At 46.4% G+C, this 17,577-nt stretch carries 19 protein-coding genes; 10 read left to right on the forward strand and 9 right to left on the reverse strand.

Going from position 1 to position 17,577, the window contains the following annotated elements; all coding sequences use genetic code 11:
• The first annotated feature begins 67 nt into the window (after window positions 1–67).
• The gene (locus AAGR14_RS13650) at window positions 68–361 is read left to right on the forward strand and encodes a hypothetical protein (RefSeq protein WP_342644777.1); all 294 of its coding nucleotides are present in this window, start codon (window positions 68–70) and stop codon (window positions 359–361) included.
• Between the two features lie 84 nt (window positions 362–445).
• Window positions 446–610 (forward strand): hypothetical protein, encoded by a 165-nt coding sequence (locus tag AAGR14_RS13655; protein ID WP_342644778.1) that lies wholly within the window; start codon window positions 446–448, stop codon window positions 608–610.
• 392 nt (window positions 611–1,002) lie between these two features.
• Here AAGR14_RS13655 and AAGR14_RS13660 read toward each other — a convergent pair whose 3' ends face one another.
• Entirely contained in the window at window positions 1,003–2,070 is a 1,068-nt protein-coding gene (locus AAGR14_RS13660; RefSeq protein WP_342644779.1) for a serine hydrolase domain-containing protein, read from the reverse strand.
• 382 nt (window positions 2,071–2,452) lie between these two features.
• Between AAGR14_RS13660 and AAGR14_RS13665 the strand changes: the two genes are divergently transcribed.
• Window positions 2,453–2,749 (forward strand): hypothetical protein, encoded by a 297-nt coding sequence (locus tag AAGR14_RS13665; RefSeq protein WP_342644780.1) that lies wholly within the window; start codon window positions 2,453–2,455, stop codon window positions 2,747–2,749.
• A 171-nt stretch (window positions 2,750–2,920) separates the two neighbouring features.
• Here the strand turns inward: AAGR14_RS13665 and AAGR14_RS13670 are convergent, their stop codons facing one another.
• The 3 genes from AAGR14_RS13670 to AAGR14_RS13680 all read right to left on the reverse strand — a co-directional run bounded on the left by AAGR14_RS13670 (window position 2,921) and on the right by AAGR14_RS13680 (window position 4,775).
• Complete coding sequence (locus tag AAGR14_RS13670; RefSeq protein WP_342644781.1) at window positions 2,921–3,175, reverse strand: hypothetical protein; 255 nt, start codon at window positions 3,173–3,175, stop codon at window positions 2,921–2,923.
• A 269-nt stretch (window positions 3,176–3,444) separates the two neighbouring features.
• Entirely contained in the window at window positions 3,445–3,915 is a 471-nt protein-coding gene (locus AAGR14_RS13675; RefSeq protein ID WP_342644782.1) for a hypothetical protein, read from the reverse strand.
• A 149-nt stretch (window positions 3,916–4,064) separates the two neighbouring features.
• Window positions 4,065–4,775, reverse strand: coding sequence for a hypothetical protein (locus AAGR14_RS13680; protein ID WP_342644783.1), 711 nt, complete (start codon window positions 4,773–4,775; stop codon window positions 4,065–4,067).
• A 777-nt stretch (window positions 4,776–5,552) separates the two neighbouring features.
• On the opposite strand from AAGR14_RS13680, the gene AAGR14_RS13685 reads away from it, so the two are divergent.
• The 3 genes from AAGR14_RS13685 to AAGR14_RS13695 all read left to right on the forward strand — a co-directional run bounded on the left by AAGR14_RS13685 (window position 5,553) and on the right by AAGR14_RS13695 (window position 7,451).
• Complete coding sequence (locus AAGR14_RS13685) at window positions 5,553–5,972, forward strand: organic hydroperoxide resistance protein (protein ID WP_342644784.1); 420 nt, start codon at window positions 5,553–5,555, stop codon at window positions 5,970–5,972.
• A 174-nt stretch (window positions 5,973–6,146) separates the two neighbouring features.
• Window positions 6,147–6,584, forward strand: a complete 438-nt coding sequence (locus tag AAGR14_RS13690; protein WP_342644785.1) for a MarR family transcriptional regulator — start codon at window positions 6,147–6,149, stop codon at window positions 6,582–6,584.
• A 186-nt stretch (window positions 6,585–6,770) separates the two neighbouring features.
• Window positions 6,771–7,451 (forward strand): DUF4241 domain-containing protein, encoded by a 681-nt coding sequence (locus tag AAGR14_RS13695; protein ID WP_342644786.1) that lies wholly within the window; start codon window positions 6,771–6,773, stop codon window positions 7,449–7,451.
• A gap of 76 nt (window positions 7,452–7,527) precedes the next feature.
• On the opposite strand, the gene AAGR14_RS13700 is transcribed toward AAGR14_RS13695, so the two are convergent.
• The 4 genes from AAGR14_RS13700 to AAGR14_RS13715 all read right to left on the reverse strand — a co-directional run bounded on the left by AAGR14_RS13700 (window position 7,528) and on the right by AAGR14_RS13715 (window position 10,510).
• Window positions 7,528–7,998, reverse strand: coding sequence for a hypothetical protein (locus AAGR14_RS13700; RefSeq protein WP_342644787.1), 471 nt, complete (start codon window positions 7,996–7,998; stop codon window positions 7,528–7,530).
• 181 nt (window positions 7,999–8,179) lie between these two features.
• Complete coding sequence (locus tag AAGR14_RS13705) at window positions 8,180–8,647, reverse strand: hypothetical protein (RefSeq protein ID WP_342644788.1); 468 nt, start codon at window positions 8,645–8,647, stop codon at window positions 8,180–8,182.
• 149 nt (window positions 8,648–8,796) lie between these two features.
• A complete protein-coding gene (locus AAGR14_RS13710) occupies window positions 8,797–10,140 on the reverse strand; it encodes a M56 family metallopeptidase (RefSeq protein ID WP_342644789.1) in 1,344 nt (447 codons plus the stop codon).
• 10 nt (window positions 10,141–10,150) lie between these two features.
• Window positions 10,151–10,510: a BlaI/MecI/CopY family transcriptional regulator gene (locus AAGR14_RS13715; protein ID WP_342644790.1), complete on the reverse strand. Its 360-nt coding sequence runs from the start codon at window positions 10,508–10,510 to the stop codon at window positions 10,151–10,153.
• Window positions 10,511–11,201: 691 nt separating this feature from the next.
• Here AAGR14_RS13715 and AAGR14_RS13720 point away from each other — a divergent pair.
• Window positions 11,202–12,005 (forward strand): SDR family oxidoreductase, encoded by an 804-nt coding sequence (locus tag AAGR14_RS13720; RefSeq protein WP_342644791.1) that lies wholly within the window; start codon window positions 11,202–11,204, stop codon window positions 12,003–12,005.
• A gap of 20 nt (window positions 12,006–12,025) precedes the next feature.
• On the forward strand, window positions 12,026–12,931 hold the full coding sequence (locus AAGR14_RS13725; RefSeq protein ID WP_342644792.1) for a helix-turn-helix transcriptional regulator: 906 nt from the start codon (window positions 12,026–12,028) through the stop codon (window positions 12,929–12,931).
• Here AAGR14_RS13725 and AAGR14_RS13730 read toward each other — a convergent pair.
• Window positions 12,928–13,482: a hypothetical protein gene (locus tag AAGR14_RS13730; RefSeq protein ID WP_342644793.1), complete on the reverse strand. Its 555-nt coding sequence runs from the start codon at window positions 13,480–13,482 to the stop codon at window positions 12,928–12,930. The two genes, AAGR14_RS13725 and AAGR14_RS13730, sit on opposite strands and share 4 nt — an antisense overlap.
• Before the next feature lie 217 nt (window positions 13,483–13,699).
• On the opposite strand from AAGR14_RS13730, the gene AAGR14_RS13735 reads away from it, so the two are divergent.
• The gene (locus AAGR14_RS13735) at window positions 13,700–15,586 is read left to right on the forward strand and encodes a carboxypeptidase-like regulatory domain-containing protein (protein WP_342644794.1); all 1,887 of its coding nucleotides are present in this window, start codon (window positions 13,700–13,702) and stop codon (window positions 15,584–15,586) included.
• Window positions 15,587–15,697: 111 nt separating this feature from the next.
• Window positions 15,698–16,861: a TlpA disulfide reductase family protein gene (locus AAGR14_RS13740; protein WP_342644795.1), complete on the forward strand. Its 1,164-nt coding sequence runs from the start codon at window positions 15,698–15,700 to the stop codon at window positions 16,859–16,861.
• Window positions 16,862–17,577: the final 716 nt, after the last annotated feature.

Consider the following 17,577-nt stretch of genomic DNA (forward strand, 5'->3'; position numbering starts at 1 on the left):
CTCACGCCATCTGCAAATAGCCTCAGTTTGCTATTTTTTGTCTTGGTTAGCCTCGGTAGTATTAATAATGGCTCCTGCTTTTGATGGCAAAAAGGTCGACATATTTCCTAAGGTATTGGCCCTGGCTGCCCTGGCTGGCATAGGTTATCTTATCAGGCAAAATTACTCATGGTTTAAATGGCTCTTTTTACTGCTAACAATGGTTGGTTTGTTAGGATTATATTGGGCGCTAACAGACAGTGAGCCCGACAATCAGTTAACGGTTTACGTTGGCTGTTTGCGCGAATTTTGGAAAGTACTTACCTGCATATTCCTTTTTCTGCCTGTTAAAAATCAAGACCGGCCGGCACAGCAGCAATAGCCCGGGTTTATAAAACTCAGCCATCAAACCATTCTCGTATTTTGCTTATTATATTAAAATACTAAATAATAGTATATTTACTATATGAGCCACCGGCGAGAGGACTATCAAAAAAACAAAGGTTTACCGGCCGACCGGTCTGCCTCTACCGATGGTGCCTGGATTAAAAGCAAACTGTGGAGCGCAATTACCATTTTTGCCATACTAATGCTGATACTTTTAATTGTGGCTTTAAAACGATTGCTTTAAGCAGGCAACAGCACCGTTGCTGCATGCTGGCTGTCAGGCCAGTTTTCATTTTTAGTAAACCATTTATCGCGATGCTGGTTAATCATCACATATTTATCCGTAACAGAGGGCGTAGTGCCCCTGGGGCCAGATGATTTCTGGAGCCCATCTAATCATAGCAGATCCATATTTTTTTATTGACGACCGGCCCGCTTTTAACCCAAGCAGGCCGGCCTGTTACCCTAAAAAACATCCGCTCAGCTATGGCAAACACCATGGCGGCAGGCCCAAGAAAACCTTCCCAGAAATTTAGCATCCACGAATTGATAGCCTTGAACTAAACAAGCCCGATTAGGTGCTGCTCCGCATCGAGGTATCTGACAGTTGCGGCGCCGGCCCGCACGATGATGACTTTATTTGCTAAACAACAAATTCTCAATTTTATTGAGTAGTGCATATTGGTCTGCAAAACCAAAATTGGTTAAAATAATAACGGTGTACCCCTGCTTAATATAACGCGCGTTCATCGCATGCCATCCCGAACTATCGCCCGGGTGCCCGATAAAGCTGCGGTCTTTTTTGTCGGTGGTTATCCACAAATAACCAAAATGCGAATCTCCCCATTGGGGTGTATATTCAGCCGTCATGAGTTTCAAATACTTTTGATTTATAAGCTTGGCACCGAAAACAGCCTGGTCAAACTTATATAAATCATGTACACTGCTCCACGCACCTCCTGCCGATAAAGGGACAGACCCATGGTCATAATCGAACGGCCTTCTTTTTATTCCGGTAACGTCTTTTGTGTACCCTATAGCATATTGCCTTTGCTGCTCGTTTAACATCCAATACGGAGTAAAAACAGTATTGGTGAGTTTTAAGGGTTCGCATACGGACGAAAGAAAATAATCCTGAAAAGACATGCCAGTTATCTTTTCGACCACGGCACCTAATATTATAGCGTCGCCGGTTGAGTATATGCAGCTATCACCGGGGTGATACACCAGTGGCATCGACCTCATAAAGGGCAGCATATCGGTGCAGTTTTTAATACCCTGATAACTAAAGCCTTTGGCATTGAAGAAATCATTAAAGCCGGCCGAATGAGTAAGTATTTGGTGAATGGTAATGAAGTTACCTTTGGGCAGTCCACTAATATATCTGCCTATGGTGTCGGTAAATTTGAGTTTATGCTGCTGGGCCAGGCGGGTAATTACAGTACCCACAAACACCTTCGAAGCCGACGACAAATCGAACCTCGTATCAGGCGTGTTTAAAACCTTGTTTTCCCGGTCTGCATAACCATACCCTTTCGAAAGCAATACGTGCGACTTATCGGCAATCAAAACCGCTCCCGAAAACTTATCGTTTAAGGTCATTTCCCGTAGCATGTCATCAATTAGTGCGATTGAAGGTGATTGTGCCCACAGCCGCACCGTAGTGGTTAGCATTAGAAAAAACACGATGATTATGAATTTCATCTCAGGAACGTTATTCTTCAAATTTAAGGGCACATGGCTAATAAACTAAACTTTTAACATCATTTAACTGACTACTAAAGCATAGCCTTAAATTGTTTAACCGCACGTATCAAACAAAATTTTACCACCACCAGGCTGGCTTCATTTTGTTTTTTGCTTTAATTATCTCCTCGCTTGCAAAAGCTAATTTGCCTGTAAAACAATATATCATTAGTCTGACAAGTCCAATATCATTAATAGAAGCCAACCAGGGATTCACACCGCCAGTATCTTATTATCAGTAAGTTAAATCTTATTATTAATAAATAACTATTGATTTATAACTTATTTTACTTTAGCTTTATGTGGCTATTAAGCTACCCCTAAGTCAATCACAGTACGTATGAAAATAATTACAGACACCTCTCCCGAGCTGGTACAAAACAGCATTAATGCATCCGCAACTTTTCAAAATCCTTTGCACGAATTGGAAACGTATGTGGCCCGCAGTCAAAACCCTAAACTAACCGATTCTTTCCGGAAGTTTAAAGAGGCGCTTTCTGAACCGGGTGGCGAATTAAATAACAGAACTAACACTCGTACAGCTAAACCTTTAACGGCAACTAAATTGCCAGAATTTGAAGACCGCAGTTACATGGCTATGTCGTCTTTATTTTCGGCTAACGTAAAGCAACGATAGCGCGATAAAATCGGTTATAATAAGTTAATGAGGTAAATATTTACCGAAATGTAGATTTTAAAGAAGTGTGTAAACAGCAACGTAATGCCGCTGTTTACACACCATGAGCTTGTTATGCATAAAGCATACCATATTTGCACAAACCTGTTGAGTGCCCGTTTGCACTACAACTTAAGCCTGCTTCTGGCGTTTTTTAATTTCGTTATTAACCTCGGTAAAGTTTGTAAAAACCGGAATCAAAGTGATTAACGCGCCCATACCTACCGGCATCAGGATATAGTTTTTTGTTTTAAATATGAGGTAAAATAAAACCCCGCAAACCACCATCATACCCGCGGTGATGCCCACCAGTAACGATGTAAGTTTTTTCTTTTTTTCGGTTAATTGAGTAAGCGTCAGGTCGCTGAGTTTAGATGAAGATTTCATTGGATAAGTGTTTAAAGTTTAAACGGTTTTTTGCGTAGATAATCAGGTGTAAGTTAACCTTTTATTTAGAAAGACAAATAGTTTCCGCCTTTAATTAAGCAGGAAATTTAGTCATCAATACTCCAATCAAAAAGCTTTTCACAGAAAGGTTAAGCCAGAGCTTTTAATGTGATTTATACACCTGAAACTTTTAGCAGCGGTGGTCAAATATGAGTTGCCCCTTGAACCGAAAAGCTTTGGCATACGCCCCTGTTGAGGTAAACGATAGGTTACTCTACCACAATCGAAAATGCAAATTCTTCCGGTTTGCTGATGTTTAAATTAGGATAACCGTTTTTAAGATGCAGCCTTCCATATAAATCTATTGTATCCGATGAAAACCGTTCGTAATCTTTTAATGCAGCACCGGTAAATGTGATCGTCATGATGGTGTGAGTAAAATCAAGCGGTTTAAGCATGACGATGGGTAATGGTGCTTTTTCCGGAACCGGGTTAGAGTTGATATATAGCACCACCTTTCCAGGTGCTTTTTTAACATGATGAACATAGGCTCGAATTTTCACCAATTCGCCAATATGATGTTTTGCTTCATCAGGTGATATCTCTAAGGTGTCAGCTTTTATATTTTTATTTGCCGGCAACCTGGTGCCTGTTGGCACTTGATGAATTTGCCCAAGCACCTGGCCCTTAACTAATGCAACGGCACCAAGAATAGCGTAACAAAAAACAGTTTTAAGCATGCTTGTTATGGATAGAACAGCTAACTAAGGTAAATGTTAGCGACTGGCATATAGCTGTTATGGTAAGTTAATAATAAGGTGTTGTGGGTAAATTTTGGGGGGGTCATTTGAGCTTAATGTCAGTGCTTATTGAGTGCCCTTCTTTACACCTACAATACCAAAGATTCCATAAACTGCCCAACATCTTCTGCTAAAATAGACAAAAAAGTATGGCGGCAAGGCTGACAGTCGTTAACCTGTGGCGGCAATTCATCCATATAACTAAAATGCCCGGCATCCTCGTCTATGTGCAACTCTACTGCTGGCGGATGGGGCAGCCTGCCGGCCAAATCGGCAACACGGTTAGGAGCCACCATGGTATCATGGTTGCCTGTACGCAGGTATATGCGAGCCTGTACATCCAGCGAAGCCTCCGGGTACATAAAGAAATCAACCGCAGGTGCCAGCAGAACCAAGCCGGCAAAATGCCATTGCCTCGCAGAGGCGACCTCATCTCCCAAGTGCGTCCTGGCTTTGGCACCGGCCAGCACCAACAACACTACGCAACCCAACGAATGCCCGATGCCCATGATGGGTTTGCCCGGAGGAGCATATTGCTGCAAAGCCAAATGGAGCCGCCGGATGCGGGTGTCCAGGTTGTGCATTGTGGGCACCACCACCGGCAGCAAATCAAAATGTGGAGCAATCACGGTATATCCCTGCCGTGCCATCGCCCGCAGCAAACCCAAATGCCGCAACGGACTACCGCCGCGCCCTGCCGCAAAAACAACCACCCCGGCAGGCTGTTCGGCCTCTATTACCGTTATTGTAAATTGGCTATCGCCGTCGGTGAGTTGTTGGGTGCTTTCGGTAAGGTGCATGGATTGGTTTTTAACGATGGCGTAAGATACGGTTTGTTAGCCCCCCAACCCCCTGAAGGGGGAGTTTTTGATTAACTGAACGGGATATCACACTGCACACACCTAAATGCAAGAAACACCGATCAAAAGCTTAACTTTCTAAAACGCGGCATTCCATCATACGCTTTAAAAGCTCCCCTTTAGGGGGCTGGGGGCTGGGCTCCTGTCACCCTCCCCAGCTTCGGCCAAAAGGCGGGCAGCACATGTTGGCCATGTGCGATGGCAAAGGCCTTTTAGATTTCGCAGAAGCGGGGCCTAAGTGCGGCAAAGCAGGGGCAAAATATAAACAGCCTGTGGTGCAGCCCGGCTTTGCAGGGTAAAGGCCTTGTGCGCAAAGAAGCAAGCGGGAGGTGACTTGAATTTTTGCTTCTTTTGTTTCAAGACAAAAGAAGTAGCCGCTCAGGCAATGAGGCGATTACAGAAAGTTAACAACCACCAACTCAAGTCCAAAACTGCAGAAACAGCGATTTACATAGCGCATAGGATACCGAAATAAATTTGGTATAAAGCAGCCTATTGTTAACGTGTAAAGCTGTCACTCATCGCAAGTATCAAGATGTCTCGTTATCACTCGACATGACAGCACGAAAATTATCCGCTCATTCACTCATTGGCATCCATCCCCTCATTGCCTCACATCCTCCCACCAAAAATCTCACAAAAAAATTTGCAGAATAAAAACTACTCTCTATATTTGTATCGTTAACGATTTAATCGCTAACGATATTAACTGACCTTATGAAGACTATATATGAAACCAGCGCCACGGTAACCGGCGGCCGTAACGGTAAAGTAAGCACCCACGATGGCGCTTTAGACATTGAAGTAAGATTGCCCAAAGAATTGGGTGGCAACGGGACAGGTTACACCAACCCCGAGCAGTTATTTGCAGCCGGTTATGCCGCTTGTTTTGATAGCGCTCTAAATTTGGTGATGGGCCAGGCTAAGGTAAAACCCGAGTCGCCATCAACCGTACAGGCTACGGTAGGTTTACAGCAAGGCCAAAATGGTGGCTTCGGTTTAGAAGTGGCCCTGGCGGTAACTATTCCGGGTATTGATAAAGCAGAGGCCGAGCAATTGGTGGCCCGTGCGCACGAGGTTTGCCCCTATTCAAATGCTACACGCGGTAATGTAGACGTGAAGTTAAGCGTGGTGTAACGCGGTAGCAGTGTTTATATATATGTGTTGGAGCGGCCGGGAGCGGTCGCTCTTTTTTTGTTTTAATACGAGAGCATCATTTTTTTTCGGTATTTAATTAACCAACAGATAAATTTGCGCATTAAATGGGGCGATGCGATATACGCGTGTTTACCCGCACTGGCAAAGCCCGATATGAATATACCCGACACCAACGACCGTTACCTGTTAGATAACCAGCTGTGCTTTCATCTGTATGCAGCCTCCAGGCTCATGACCCGCTGCTACCAGCCTGTTTTGGATGATTTAGGCATCACCTACCCGCAGTACCTGGTGCTTATTGTGCTTTGGGAAAACGACCATGTTAACCTTACCTGGCTGGCCGACCGGCTCCAGCTGCAATCAAACACGCTTACCCCCCTGCTTAAACGCATGCAGGAACAAGGGCTGCTCACGCGCAACCGGTCGCAAACGGATGAGCGCAGCATCCAGATTTCGCTTACCGACAAAGGCCGCAACCTGAAACAGGAAGTTCCGCGCCTGCAAAACCAACTGACGGAAATCGGCATTACGCTCGAAGAAGCCATGGAACTGAAAAACCTGCTGGCCAAAATTGTGAACCAGGCTAAGTAAGCGTTTGAGTCGGTTGATCATACAGTAGCAGCATATCGCTATGGTAAGCACGTTATATAACTTTGCCGCTATCCTGTTGAACACAAGAACCGGGTTACCGCATTAAATAAAATACCACGGTTTAACCTTTATTGTACCTAACACTTGCTATACTTGCAGTACATCACCAAGCACCCAACACGTACCATGGAAAAGCTATCACCATCCGACTTCAATATTATTTTAGACAACAGCGTGGTAGAAGATGTACCGGTAGAGATTGTTCATATTGGCAATCTAAATGTACCAACCGGGCGCATTGTTGTGTGCGACCCATTAGTGGTGCCTGATACCGAGCCCCTCACCGTTACCAGTCCGCAGGGGCAATTCCCGGTCAAATTGTATATGGCTAAAACGCCCGATGCCGGCGACCGCTTTGCCCTGGCAAAACTCGAGTTTAGTACACAAAAGGCTGATAAATGGGTGCTGGCCCTGCGCGAAGATGAAGATATTGCCGATATCCCCGAGGATGATGCGTTTTTTGGTTTCCCGGTGGATGCAGGATTGGGCGGCTTTTTTGACGAACAGGCAGGCATCGCTTATAACCGGTTCGTAGATCAGTGGCACGAGAAAAACCCCGGTAAAAATATTTACGACGACTTTTTTGCTGCCGAATTTAAAAAGAATGCCATTAACCCCGATGACCCGGCCGATTACGGCGATTGGATAAATTTTACCGTACCCGGCACCGATTTAAACATTACCATGTTTCAGTCGGGCTACGGCGACGGCGTTTACCCCGCCTACTGGGGCATGACTCACCAAAACGAAATTGTATCGTTAGTGATCGACTTTTTCGTACTACTAATGCCCGAAGGCGAAGAGTAACCACTATCTGCTAAACAGCACTGAGAGAGCACATCACCGTGCTCATCAAAAACTCCCCCTTCGGGGGGCCGGGGGGTTAATCTGTTGCGCTCCGGTAAAAAGTTACCACGGTGGTTTGGGGCTGGCCGCCGGTGGCTGAAGTATGTTTGATATTAAGCTGGCCGCTGGTTAAACTAAATGTAGCATCTGTAAATAGCTCATATTCCCCAGGCCAGTTTACCGACGCACTAAAGCCATCAGGCAAAACCGGCGACTTACTAAAATTTTCGGCCTTAAACCGCATAGTTAGCCGGTTACCCTGTACCTGATAAGCACCTTTAAACAAAAACGGCACAAAATAAATAGCGGGCGAGCGGGAGTAGATCGTTGAGTATACGCTGTCTTTATCAAAGTTTAATGTTCGGATTAAGCCGGTGCCACTGATTTCGCTATGCCAAAACCCCCGTAAGGTTGGCGCAGGTACCGTCTTTTCCTTTTTGCAGGCTGTTGCAAAAAGGAGCAACACTAACAAACTTATACCCGGTAATTTAAGTGACAAGGTTTTCATATTCAACAAAATTTTAAAGCCTATACGCAGCTATAGTATGCTTTGTAACAGGCTTTTATATTTTTATCCCGTTGCTGTAAGCATCGGGGATTGGGGTTATCATCAATACATAAATCATCATGGCATCAGCAGCTTAAAAACAACCGTTGCCTATAAGTTAGCCTATCGTCATCGTACCTCATCAGTCTGCATCTATCTCGCGCAAAAAAGTAGCCGAGGCGGGCTGCGGCTGACCGGCCGGATATTCTGTGTAACTGATCATGAGTTTAGTGCCTTGAATGTTATAAGTGGCGTTGTCAAAAAGGGTATAAAACCCCGGCGTGCTTACCGGCGGTTTAAACTCCGGGAATGCTGCCGTAAGTCCGTTAAAATTATTGGGTGCAAACAGCATGGTCAACTTATTGCCCTGCTCAACAAACGTTCCCTTAAAAATTATAGGTCTGACGTCGGTTGGCTTCAACCGTACATAATAAATAACGCTATCGCCCGCAAAAGTGATACTACTCGCTATGTTGTAGCTTTCTACCCGGTTCCACAACGAGCCGCGCAAGGAGTAAGATCTGACTTTTTCTTTTTTACATGAGGCAGCTGTAAATAAGAGTGCTACAGCAAACGTAAAGCTTAACAACTTAAGTGATAAGGTTTTCATGTGGCAAATTTATTCATCTGTACGCAAAATATGCTGCCAGCGCTACAAGCTGCAGCGTATTTTATTTGCAGCTACCGCAAGCTTTAGCGTTGATAGTTGCGAGGATTTGGCCGGTGACCAATAGATTGCAAAAAAATCCCCGATTTGCTTTACTGCTGATGGGCTTGATATGACAACGCCCGGTGTGTTATTAACTCCCACCGTAAAGAATCGCTGATGATCACCTTGTTATCGTTGGGGTTGTTCCTATCCTCTACCCTCACCTTGGTGGCAAGCAGCTTTTGCTCTTTGACGTTAAAACGTATGTATTGCGCCCGGATGATGGTATTGCCAATCTGAACTGCTACATGCCCCCGCATATGCAATGTTGAGGTGGCTGTGTCGTTAATCACAGAATCAGCAGACAGCATCTTAACTATGGTTGTATCTTTCGTGGGTTGTGCTTGTACGGTCAATTTTAACTGCGCGGCTTTATAATTGTTTTCAGTGGCTGCTTTGGGTTTTCCGGCTGATTTGCTTATCACTGCATAATTAGTAGTTGACGCAGTAACTTCCAGTACTTTAGTCAAATCCGGTTTACGAATATCGGAACCTGCCACCGGTACTGGCAACACCTTTTGCCCGGTAAGGCCCAGGCAAACCGGCAACAACAAAACCAGCATGGCCGGATAAGCCCAGCGCCCTGCACCGGCCGACCGCCTTTGCATCAGCATCTTAACCCTGCCCTTTAAACTGCCCGAACCAAAGGTGTTGACCAGACTACCCGATGGCCGCGAAGCTATTTTAAGCAACAGGTTTACGTAACCGCCAGCCTGGGTACGACGGCCGCCCGTGAGCGCCTCGTCTACCTGAAACTCGTGCGTTAGGCGCAGTTCGCGCACCAGGAGGTGCACTACGGGGTTAAACCAAAAAAACACCTTCAGCGTCGCACTCAGCACATTATCAGCCGAGTGCATCATACGGCAATGCAGTGCCTCGTGTGCAAACACCTGGCGGCGCTCGGCATCGGTTAGGCCCGTACTATCTAAAAATATCAGGTTAAAAAAAGAAAAATTAAAACCCTGCTTATTGTTCACTACCAGCAAACGTCCGCGTTTTTGGCCCTGCCGGTAAGCCGTAAGTACTACTTTACCTACCAGCACCAGCAGTCTCGCTGCCAATAATGTGGTAATTAGCCAATAGCCGGCAACCACTCCATCTGTGTAGCTTATAGGCGCTGATGCACTATGCTGTACTAATTTGGTTTTACCGGGTGGTAATGTTATCGGGGCATTATCCGCCCCCTTAACCGCCGGCAAATGCTCAAATACCAGTGGCACGTTGGCCTGGATAGTAAAATGCAGCGCCGGTACTAGAGCCGTAGCCATTAGCGCCAGCAGCAAAAAGCTCCGGTTTAGTTTAAAAAACGTCAGCTTTTTAAGTACCCCGCGGTACGCGGCATAAAAGGCGGCGGCAACTATCAGGCTTTTGCCAAAGTAAAACAGCATTTCCATAAGGCAGTCTTTATTTTTGATTGATGATTTTTTTAATTTCCTCGACTTCCTCGGGCAACAAACTGTTTTCCTGCACCATAAATGAGAGCAGGTTACCAGCCGACTCGTCGAAATAATCGGTAAACAGCTTAAAAAAGGCCCGCTTTCGGTAGGCTGCCTTGCTGATGGCCGGGTAGTATTCGTAGGTTTTGCCGTACGCTTTGTACTGCACATAACCTTTCTTTTCTAACTGCCTCACTATGGACGATATGGTATTATACGGCGGCTTGGGTTCTCCATCCAACTGTGCTATTATATCCTTTACAAACCCCTTCTTTATATGCCACAACACCTGCATCACCCGCTCCTCGGCCCTGGTTAATTGTTCCATCCTTCAAATATATAACTGACAAATCAGTTTTACAACTAAATTTTAAGTTATTTAACTGGTGAAGCAGTTGGTGGAGGTCATGAATCATTATGCGGATGTGCAGATGGGATTAATGAATAAATTTGAATGAGGGAATGAGCAATTAAAACTCCATTTTGTCATTTCGAGCGATAGCGAGAAATCTTGATACGTGTAAGTATGGCATTATTACTGCCCAGTCATGCCGAATTTATTTCGGCATCCCATGCGCTAAGTAACGAGTGGATCTTGCATTTTTGATTTGAGGCAGTGGTATTACACTTACTTCGTCGCCTCATTGCCGGCGAGGCTATTTCTTTTGTCATAGCCACAAAAGAAACAAAAAGGCCTAGCTGTTGCGATCACCTCACCGCCGCACCAGTCCCGCGCTGGCCCGGGCGCAACAGCGGGCCTCTGCGCTTTTTGCCCCCAACCCCCTAAAGGGGAGAATTTGAATAGTACAGCGACTCACCGCTGCCGCAAGCCTCCTGGCTTGTGGCCCGCTGACAGGTATCGAACTATTTTAACCGCTTGATAAATTACACAGCTATTCAAAATCTCCACCTTTAGAGGGCTGGGGGGCTTTTCCCCTTTTCTGGATACAACTACCCACCATCCGGATACATTTATATAAGCTGTTTGGGCAATCTTTGCATCATTATATAAATACACTATGCAAAAAACAATTTTTATTACCGGAGCATCAGCAGGCTTGGGTAAAGCTACGGCTATATTATTTCAGCAGCAGGGCTGGAACGTCATCGCTACCATGCGCAACCCAGGTGCCGAAACTGAGCTTAACCAGTTGCCTAACGTGACCTTGCTGCCGCTCGATGTTACCGACACCGCACAAATAAAAACTACCGTGGCCGAGGCTATCCGCCTGCAGCCGGTTGATGTGGTATTTAACAACGCCGGTTACGGACTGATGGGTGCGCTTGAGTCGCTCACTGACGAGCAGATTTTGAGGGAGGTAAACACCAATTTGTTAGGCGTTATCCGTGTTACGCAGGCATTTATTCCGCATTTTAGGGAGCGGCAGGCGGGTACGTTTATCAGCACCACTTCTATCGGTGGCATCATCGGTTTTCCGTTGCACTCTATTTATCATGCAACCAAGTTTGGTATTGAGGGATGGTCGGAAGGGATGTCGTTTGAGCTGGGCATGCATAACATCCGTATCAAAACGGTGGCACCGGGTGGCATCAGTACCGATTTTGCAGGCCGCTCGCTCGACAGTGCGCTGCACCCGGCTTATGCCCACCTCGAAGAAAAGCTGTTTGCCATGGTGGATGCCATGATGCAGGCCGCGTCTACACCGCAGCAAATTGCCGAAGTGGTTTATGAGGCCGCTACCGATGGTAAAGACCAGATCCGTTACGTAGCCGGCCACGATGCCCAGGCCATGTATGCCCGCCGCAATGAGCTGGGTAACGAAGAATTTAGAAAAGAGATTACCAAACAGATTTTAAGTTAAATTTGTAAGCAAATACTGCAATGCAAACCATTCTGTCCATATCCGAAAAACACCGGCTCATATCGTTACCCGAGCCGCTGCACCCCCTGGTAAGTGTGGTTCGCATTGCAGATATGCGCTTTACCGACAGCATCCGCTGGGAGCATTTTACCATGGGATTTTACTGCATTTCGCTAAAGCGCAATGTAAAGGGTAAAAGCCGTTACGGACAGCAATACTATGATTATGACAAGGGCTTAATGACCTTTGTAGCACCTAAACAGGTGCTGTCGCTGCCCGATATGTCTGCCGATACGCTTGCTGACGCCACGGGCTTTGCACTGCTGTTACATCCCGATTTTTTATACAACCACCCCTTAGCCGCTAAAATAAAAAGCTACGGATTTTTTGCGTATACGGTAAACGAGGCCCTGCACCTTTCGGCAAAAGAAGAGCAATACATGCTCGAAATTTTTGAGAAAATTGACGAGGAGTACCAGCACATTGACCACCATACGCAAGATATCATATTATCGCACATTGATTTGCTGCTTAATTACAGTAACCGTTTTTACCAGCGGCAATTTATCACGCGTAAGGCGGTTAATCATGATTTGCTGACGCGGATGGAGCAGTTGCTCAACCAGCATTTTGAGCAGACCGAAACCCAAAACGCCGGTTTGCCAACCGTAGAAAGTGTGGCGGCACAACTTAACCTTACACCGCATTACCTGAGCGACATGCTGCGCTCGCTCACCGGCCTTACCGCACAGCAGCACATCCACGAAAAACTGATGGAAAAGGCCAAAGAGTACCTGTCGGTCACCAACTTGTCGGTAGCCGAAATTGCCTACCGGCTGGGCTTTGAGTACCCGCAATCGTTCAATAAGCTTTTTAAAAAGAAGGCCGAGGTATCGCCGCTCGAATTCAGGCAACGGTTTAATTAAATCAGTTGCGCATTCAACTTACGCTGGCTTAGCTGTATGGCCCTTACTATGCGCGGCCGGTTAAACCTTTGCAACATTACCGGGTACAGGTTAAGCAAAATATTAGATATAAGCAGCGGCAGGGCTTTAACCAGCCCAAAGCGAAAGGCAACCACGATAGTAAATGCCGATACAATAACCAGTATAATCAGGTGCCCTAACTCGTCTATCTTGGTGCGGTAATACAGGTTAGCCAAGGTTTCGGCGCCTTTACCTACCGGCTTGGTAGCTTTGCCTAACTTTTCCCAACCTACCCAAACCAATAGTTTGCGAAATAAATGAATGCCCAAGCGTTCATAAACCTTGCCCCCGCTTTCCCAGGGCTGCAGGTCAAAGTAGCCCCAATGCATGTCGCTTTGCATAGTTTCGGTAAACATGAGTGCACCACCCATCAGCAAAAAATTGAGCGCTATGGCAAACCCGGCCTTATATATACCTGTAAAACGGACCAATACATAAACCAATGCTGCGGTTACGACAACAATGAGTATTAGGTTTAGGGTCTTCTTCATGATGAGGAATGATACGGTGAGTTGTTGTTTTAAAGATAGTGAAATGCGTGCTTTTTACAACTTGTGAGGATATTTAAATCGCACTCCAATTAAGTAATCGTACTTATTTCCACCAAACAAACATTTACATGGCCTAGCCTGCCTAAACATTTAACATTATTTAACGGACCAACGCACTGTTAAAGAATTAACTTGCTTATCGCATTACACCTTGGCCATGCTGCAAACCTATTGCCGGATTTTTGTATCTCTTGCCTGTCTCTGGTTGTACTGCCGGAGCAGTTTTGCACAGCGCGCTGATTACGCCGCAGGTTACCGCGAGCTGCATTATACCGACAGTGCAAGGCGCTACCAGGCATCGGCTACGGCAAGTAGCATGCTTTATTACCGGCCGGTACAGGTAGATGTATGGTACCCGGCCATCGGGCCCGACCACGCCAGGCTGGATTACCGGCACTTTTTGTCGCTGTTTGAACGGCGAGCCAATGAGTATCAGACCGAAACCCGGTACGACTCGATAGCTACCGAGATGCTTGGTCAGTTTACCATGACCACAGGCGCTACACCCGGTGCACTACCCACCCAGAGCCTGCTTAATGCCCAACCTGCTGCGGGCAAATTTCCGGTAATTGTTTACCTGTGTGCCTACAATGGCATGAGTTATGAAAACGTAGCCCTGTTTGAGCAACTGGCCCGGGCCGGATATTACGTGTTGTCCATAAGTTCGGTGGGGCGCTACCCCGGTAACATGAGCACCCGTTACGAGGATGCCCTTGAGCAAGCAAGGGATGCAGCCTTCGCCGTGAGGCACATTAACACGGCCCTGGCCGATACCAGCCGCATCGGCATTATCGGTTACAGCTATGGCAGCCTGGCGGCAGTATTGCTTACTCACCAGCTGCAAAGCGTGCGCTGTTTTTTGTCGTTAGACGGGTCTGAAAAGCATTATTACGGTCGCGACCGGCAAGAAGACCTGGATTTTAACGATTGCCGGACCAAAGGCAATTTAACATTTCGGCCGGGCTGTACCTACGCCTACCTGGAAAGCGACCATAAAGCACGCGACGGCAAAACGGATAGCGTGTACACCCCAATGGTAACCAGTCGCCAGTATTACAGCCGTTTGGCCAACGCCGCGCACGAAGATTTTAGCCACATCTCTGTACTAAGCATTGCATCATCTAAAATGTATCCTCAGGTAATTAAACTGGCTCAAAATTACGCAGACCAACTGCTGAAAGACAAACCACAACAATTTGAGCAGCAGTTACAACGGCTAACCATTAGCAAAGTTGCTTTGGCACAACCCGAAAATACTGTCGGCGCCGCGGTAACCCTGCAGCTTGCCGGAAAAATCACCGACCAAAACCATCAACCCATCGCCTACGCCAGCGTTGGTATGTTGGATGCTGATGCAGGTACCATCAGTAATGCTGATGGCGGCTTTTTGTTCATCCTTCCCGATAGTTTGAAACATAAAACATTACGAGTATCTGCCATTGGCTACCAGTCGGTTCTGCTGCCGGTTAGCAAGCTGCAGACGATAAATACGCAGAAAGGCAGCATCGTACTGTTAAAAGATGTTCAGGAACTGCCGGCAGTAACCGTAAGCGCCAGCCAGCCTCAGTACAAAACGGTGGGCAATACCAGCCGTTCGAAATTTTTTAGCGTAGGTTTCCCGTTCACCGACCTCGGTAGCGAGGTCGGTGTTATCCTGTCGCTGGGTAAGCAGAAGGTTTTACTGCAATCGTTCAACTGTCATATATCTTACAACCGGATGGATAGCTGCACATTCCGGCTCAATATCTACAGTGTCAAAAACGGTTTGCCTGATGCCAATCTGCTTACGCAAAACATCATCGCCCGCATCGGCAGTAAGCCCGGTAGTTATACTATTAACCTGCAACCTTACCATCTGCTGCTTAACGGCGATGTCTGTGTGGCGCTCGAGTGGATTGACGGAATGGCCACAGCCAAAAACAGCGCCTTGTTCTTTTCGGGTGCGTTGCTGTCGTCCAGCTATCATCGCAAAACGGCCCAGGGCCGCTGGACTAAACTAAAAGGCGTGGGTGCTGCATTTCATCTAAAGGTACAAAAGCTTTGAATGGGCGCTGTATTTTGATGTAGTTATACATTTAACCAGTGTACTAAAGTAACCTCATTATTACAAGCCCGCTGGGTGACGTTTTGATTTTTAAATACTTAGCTTAGTGATATGAACCGTTTTCTTATCCTTTTTATTATTCAGTTTGTTTGTGGTTTTGCCGCCCGGGCCCAACAACAACCGGTTGATGTGTTTAGAAAATCTGTCCAAAAGATCAGAAGCTATCGCAGTATTACTTTCAGCGTTTTGCAGGTGAATAAAAATATGCTGAGCACGGATACCACTATTGTTAAAAGACACGAAACGATTGTGCAAAACGCAGCTGGCCAAGTTACGGCTCAAAACCTGTTATCGCTAACCCAAACGGGGCAGCCTTACCACCGCGAGGTACTTACCGGCGGCAAATTATTTTCGATGGAATTGAAAGACAGCGTTTACAGCAAGGCGGCCCAGCCACAAATGGTGAACAATTCGCTTACCCAATACCTCAATGAGATTACTTACATTATTGACAAAAAGCCCGGTAAGCTCAGCCGCCTTAAAGATACCCTGATTGCAGGCACGTGCTGTTACAGCTTTTTTGCAAATACTTACGACACCGTTGTTAATAACCAGCACAACTATACCTACAAATATTTTTACCTTAATCAGAAAACTTTACTCCCTGTTTATTGCCTTGAAAAAGGTGCCGGCAGTGCTACCAAAGGCGGCTACGAAATTGGCCGGGTTAACATTTATAACGAAAGGCATTATAGTAATTACGCTTTGAACCGAGCCGTTGCACCATCTGTATTTGCCTTTAACCTCACCGGTTTTGACACCGAAACACAGGCTATGCTGCCCGAAGGCGCCCTGGCCCCAACCGTTGCTGTACGCCAACTGAGCGGAATGAGTATACCTGCCGGCCACTTTGCCGGCAAAGTAGTATTGTTGCAGTTTGGCTCGGCTACCTGCGCAGCTAATGCCCTGGCCAACCCGGTGATGAACCGGCTGGCTGCCAGGTATGCCAACCGCAATACCGCCATTGCCTGCATTTACAGCGAAGAAACCCCGTTACAAGCCCAAAAGTATGTGGCCGCTAATAATATAAAATTTCCCATCTACCTTGGCAGCAGCTGGCTGAAAAAGAAATTTCAAACCAAAGGCACGCCCAACTTTTACCTCATTAACCAGCAAGGCGTCATTGTTAAAAGCATCCCTGGCTACAGCGATGGCTTGGAGCAGCAGTTAAGCACTGCGATGGATGCATTGCTGGTAAGCCCGCCTGCCCCCTAAAGGCGGAGTTTTTAATTAGCAAGTTTGATGATCTGAATCTGAATTTGCTGAATGGATGAATTTACAGAATTAAAGGCTCTTCGGCTGCCGCAAGCCTATGGCTTGTGGTTTACCTACAAGCATACCATGCCCCCCAGCCCCCTAAAGGGGGAGTTTTTAATTAGCTGGACGGGATATTATATTGCACAGACCTAAATGCAATAAATACTAATCAAAAATTTACTTTCTCTATAACGTGGCATTCCATCAAGCGCTTCAAAAACTCCCCCTTTAGGGGGCCGGGGGGCTTGGGCGTTGGGGTTGTCATCCTCCCCAGCTTCGGCCGAAAGCCGGGCAGCACAAGCCAGCCATGTGCGGTGACAATGGCCTTTTAGATTTTGCAGAAGCATGGGCCTAGGTGGGCAATGGCGCAAAATATAAACAGCCTGTGGTGCTGTCCGGCTTTGCAGGGTAAAGGCCTTGTGCGGCAAAGAAGCAAGCGGGAGGTGACTTGAACTTTTGCTTCTTTTGTTTCAAGACAAAAAAAGTAGCCGCTCCGGAATAGAGCAGACTACGGCAAGTTAACAACCACCAACTCAAGTCCAAAACTGCAGAAACAGCGATTTAGTTAGCACATGGGATGCCGATATAAATTCGGCATGACTTCAATTTTTAAATTTTGTAAAGCCGCAGTCCAAAGGCAATCAAAACCTAAAATTACTCAGCATCCTTCAAGT

This window comes from Mucilaginibacter sp. CSA2-8R, from assembly GCF_038806765.1.
In the GTDB taxonomy this organism is placed as follows: domain Bacteria; phylum Bacteroidota; class Bacteroidia; order Sphingobacteriales; family Sphingobacteriaceae; genus Mucilaginibacter.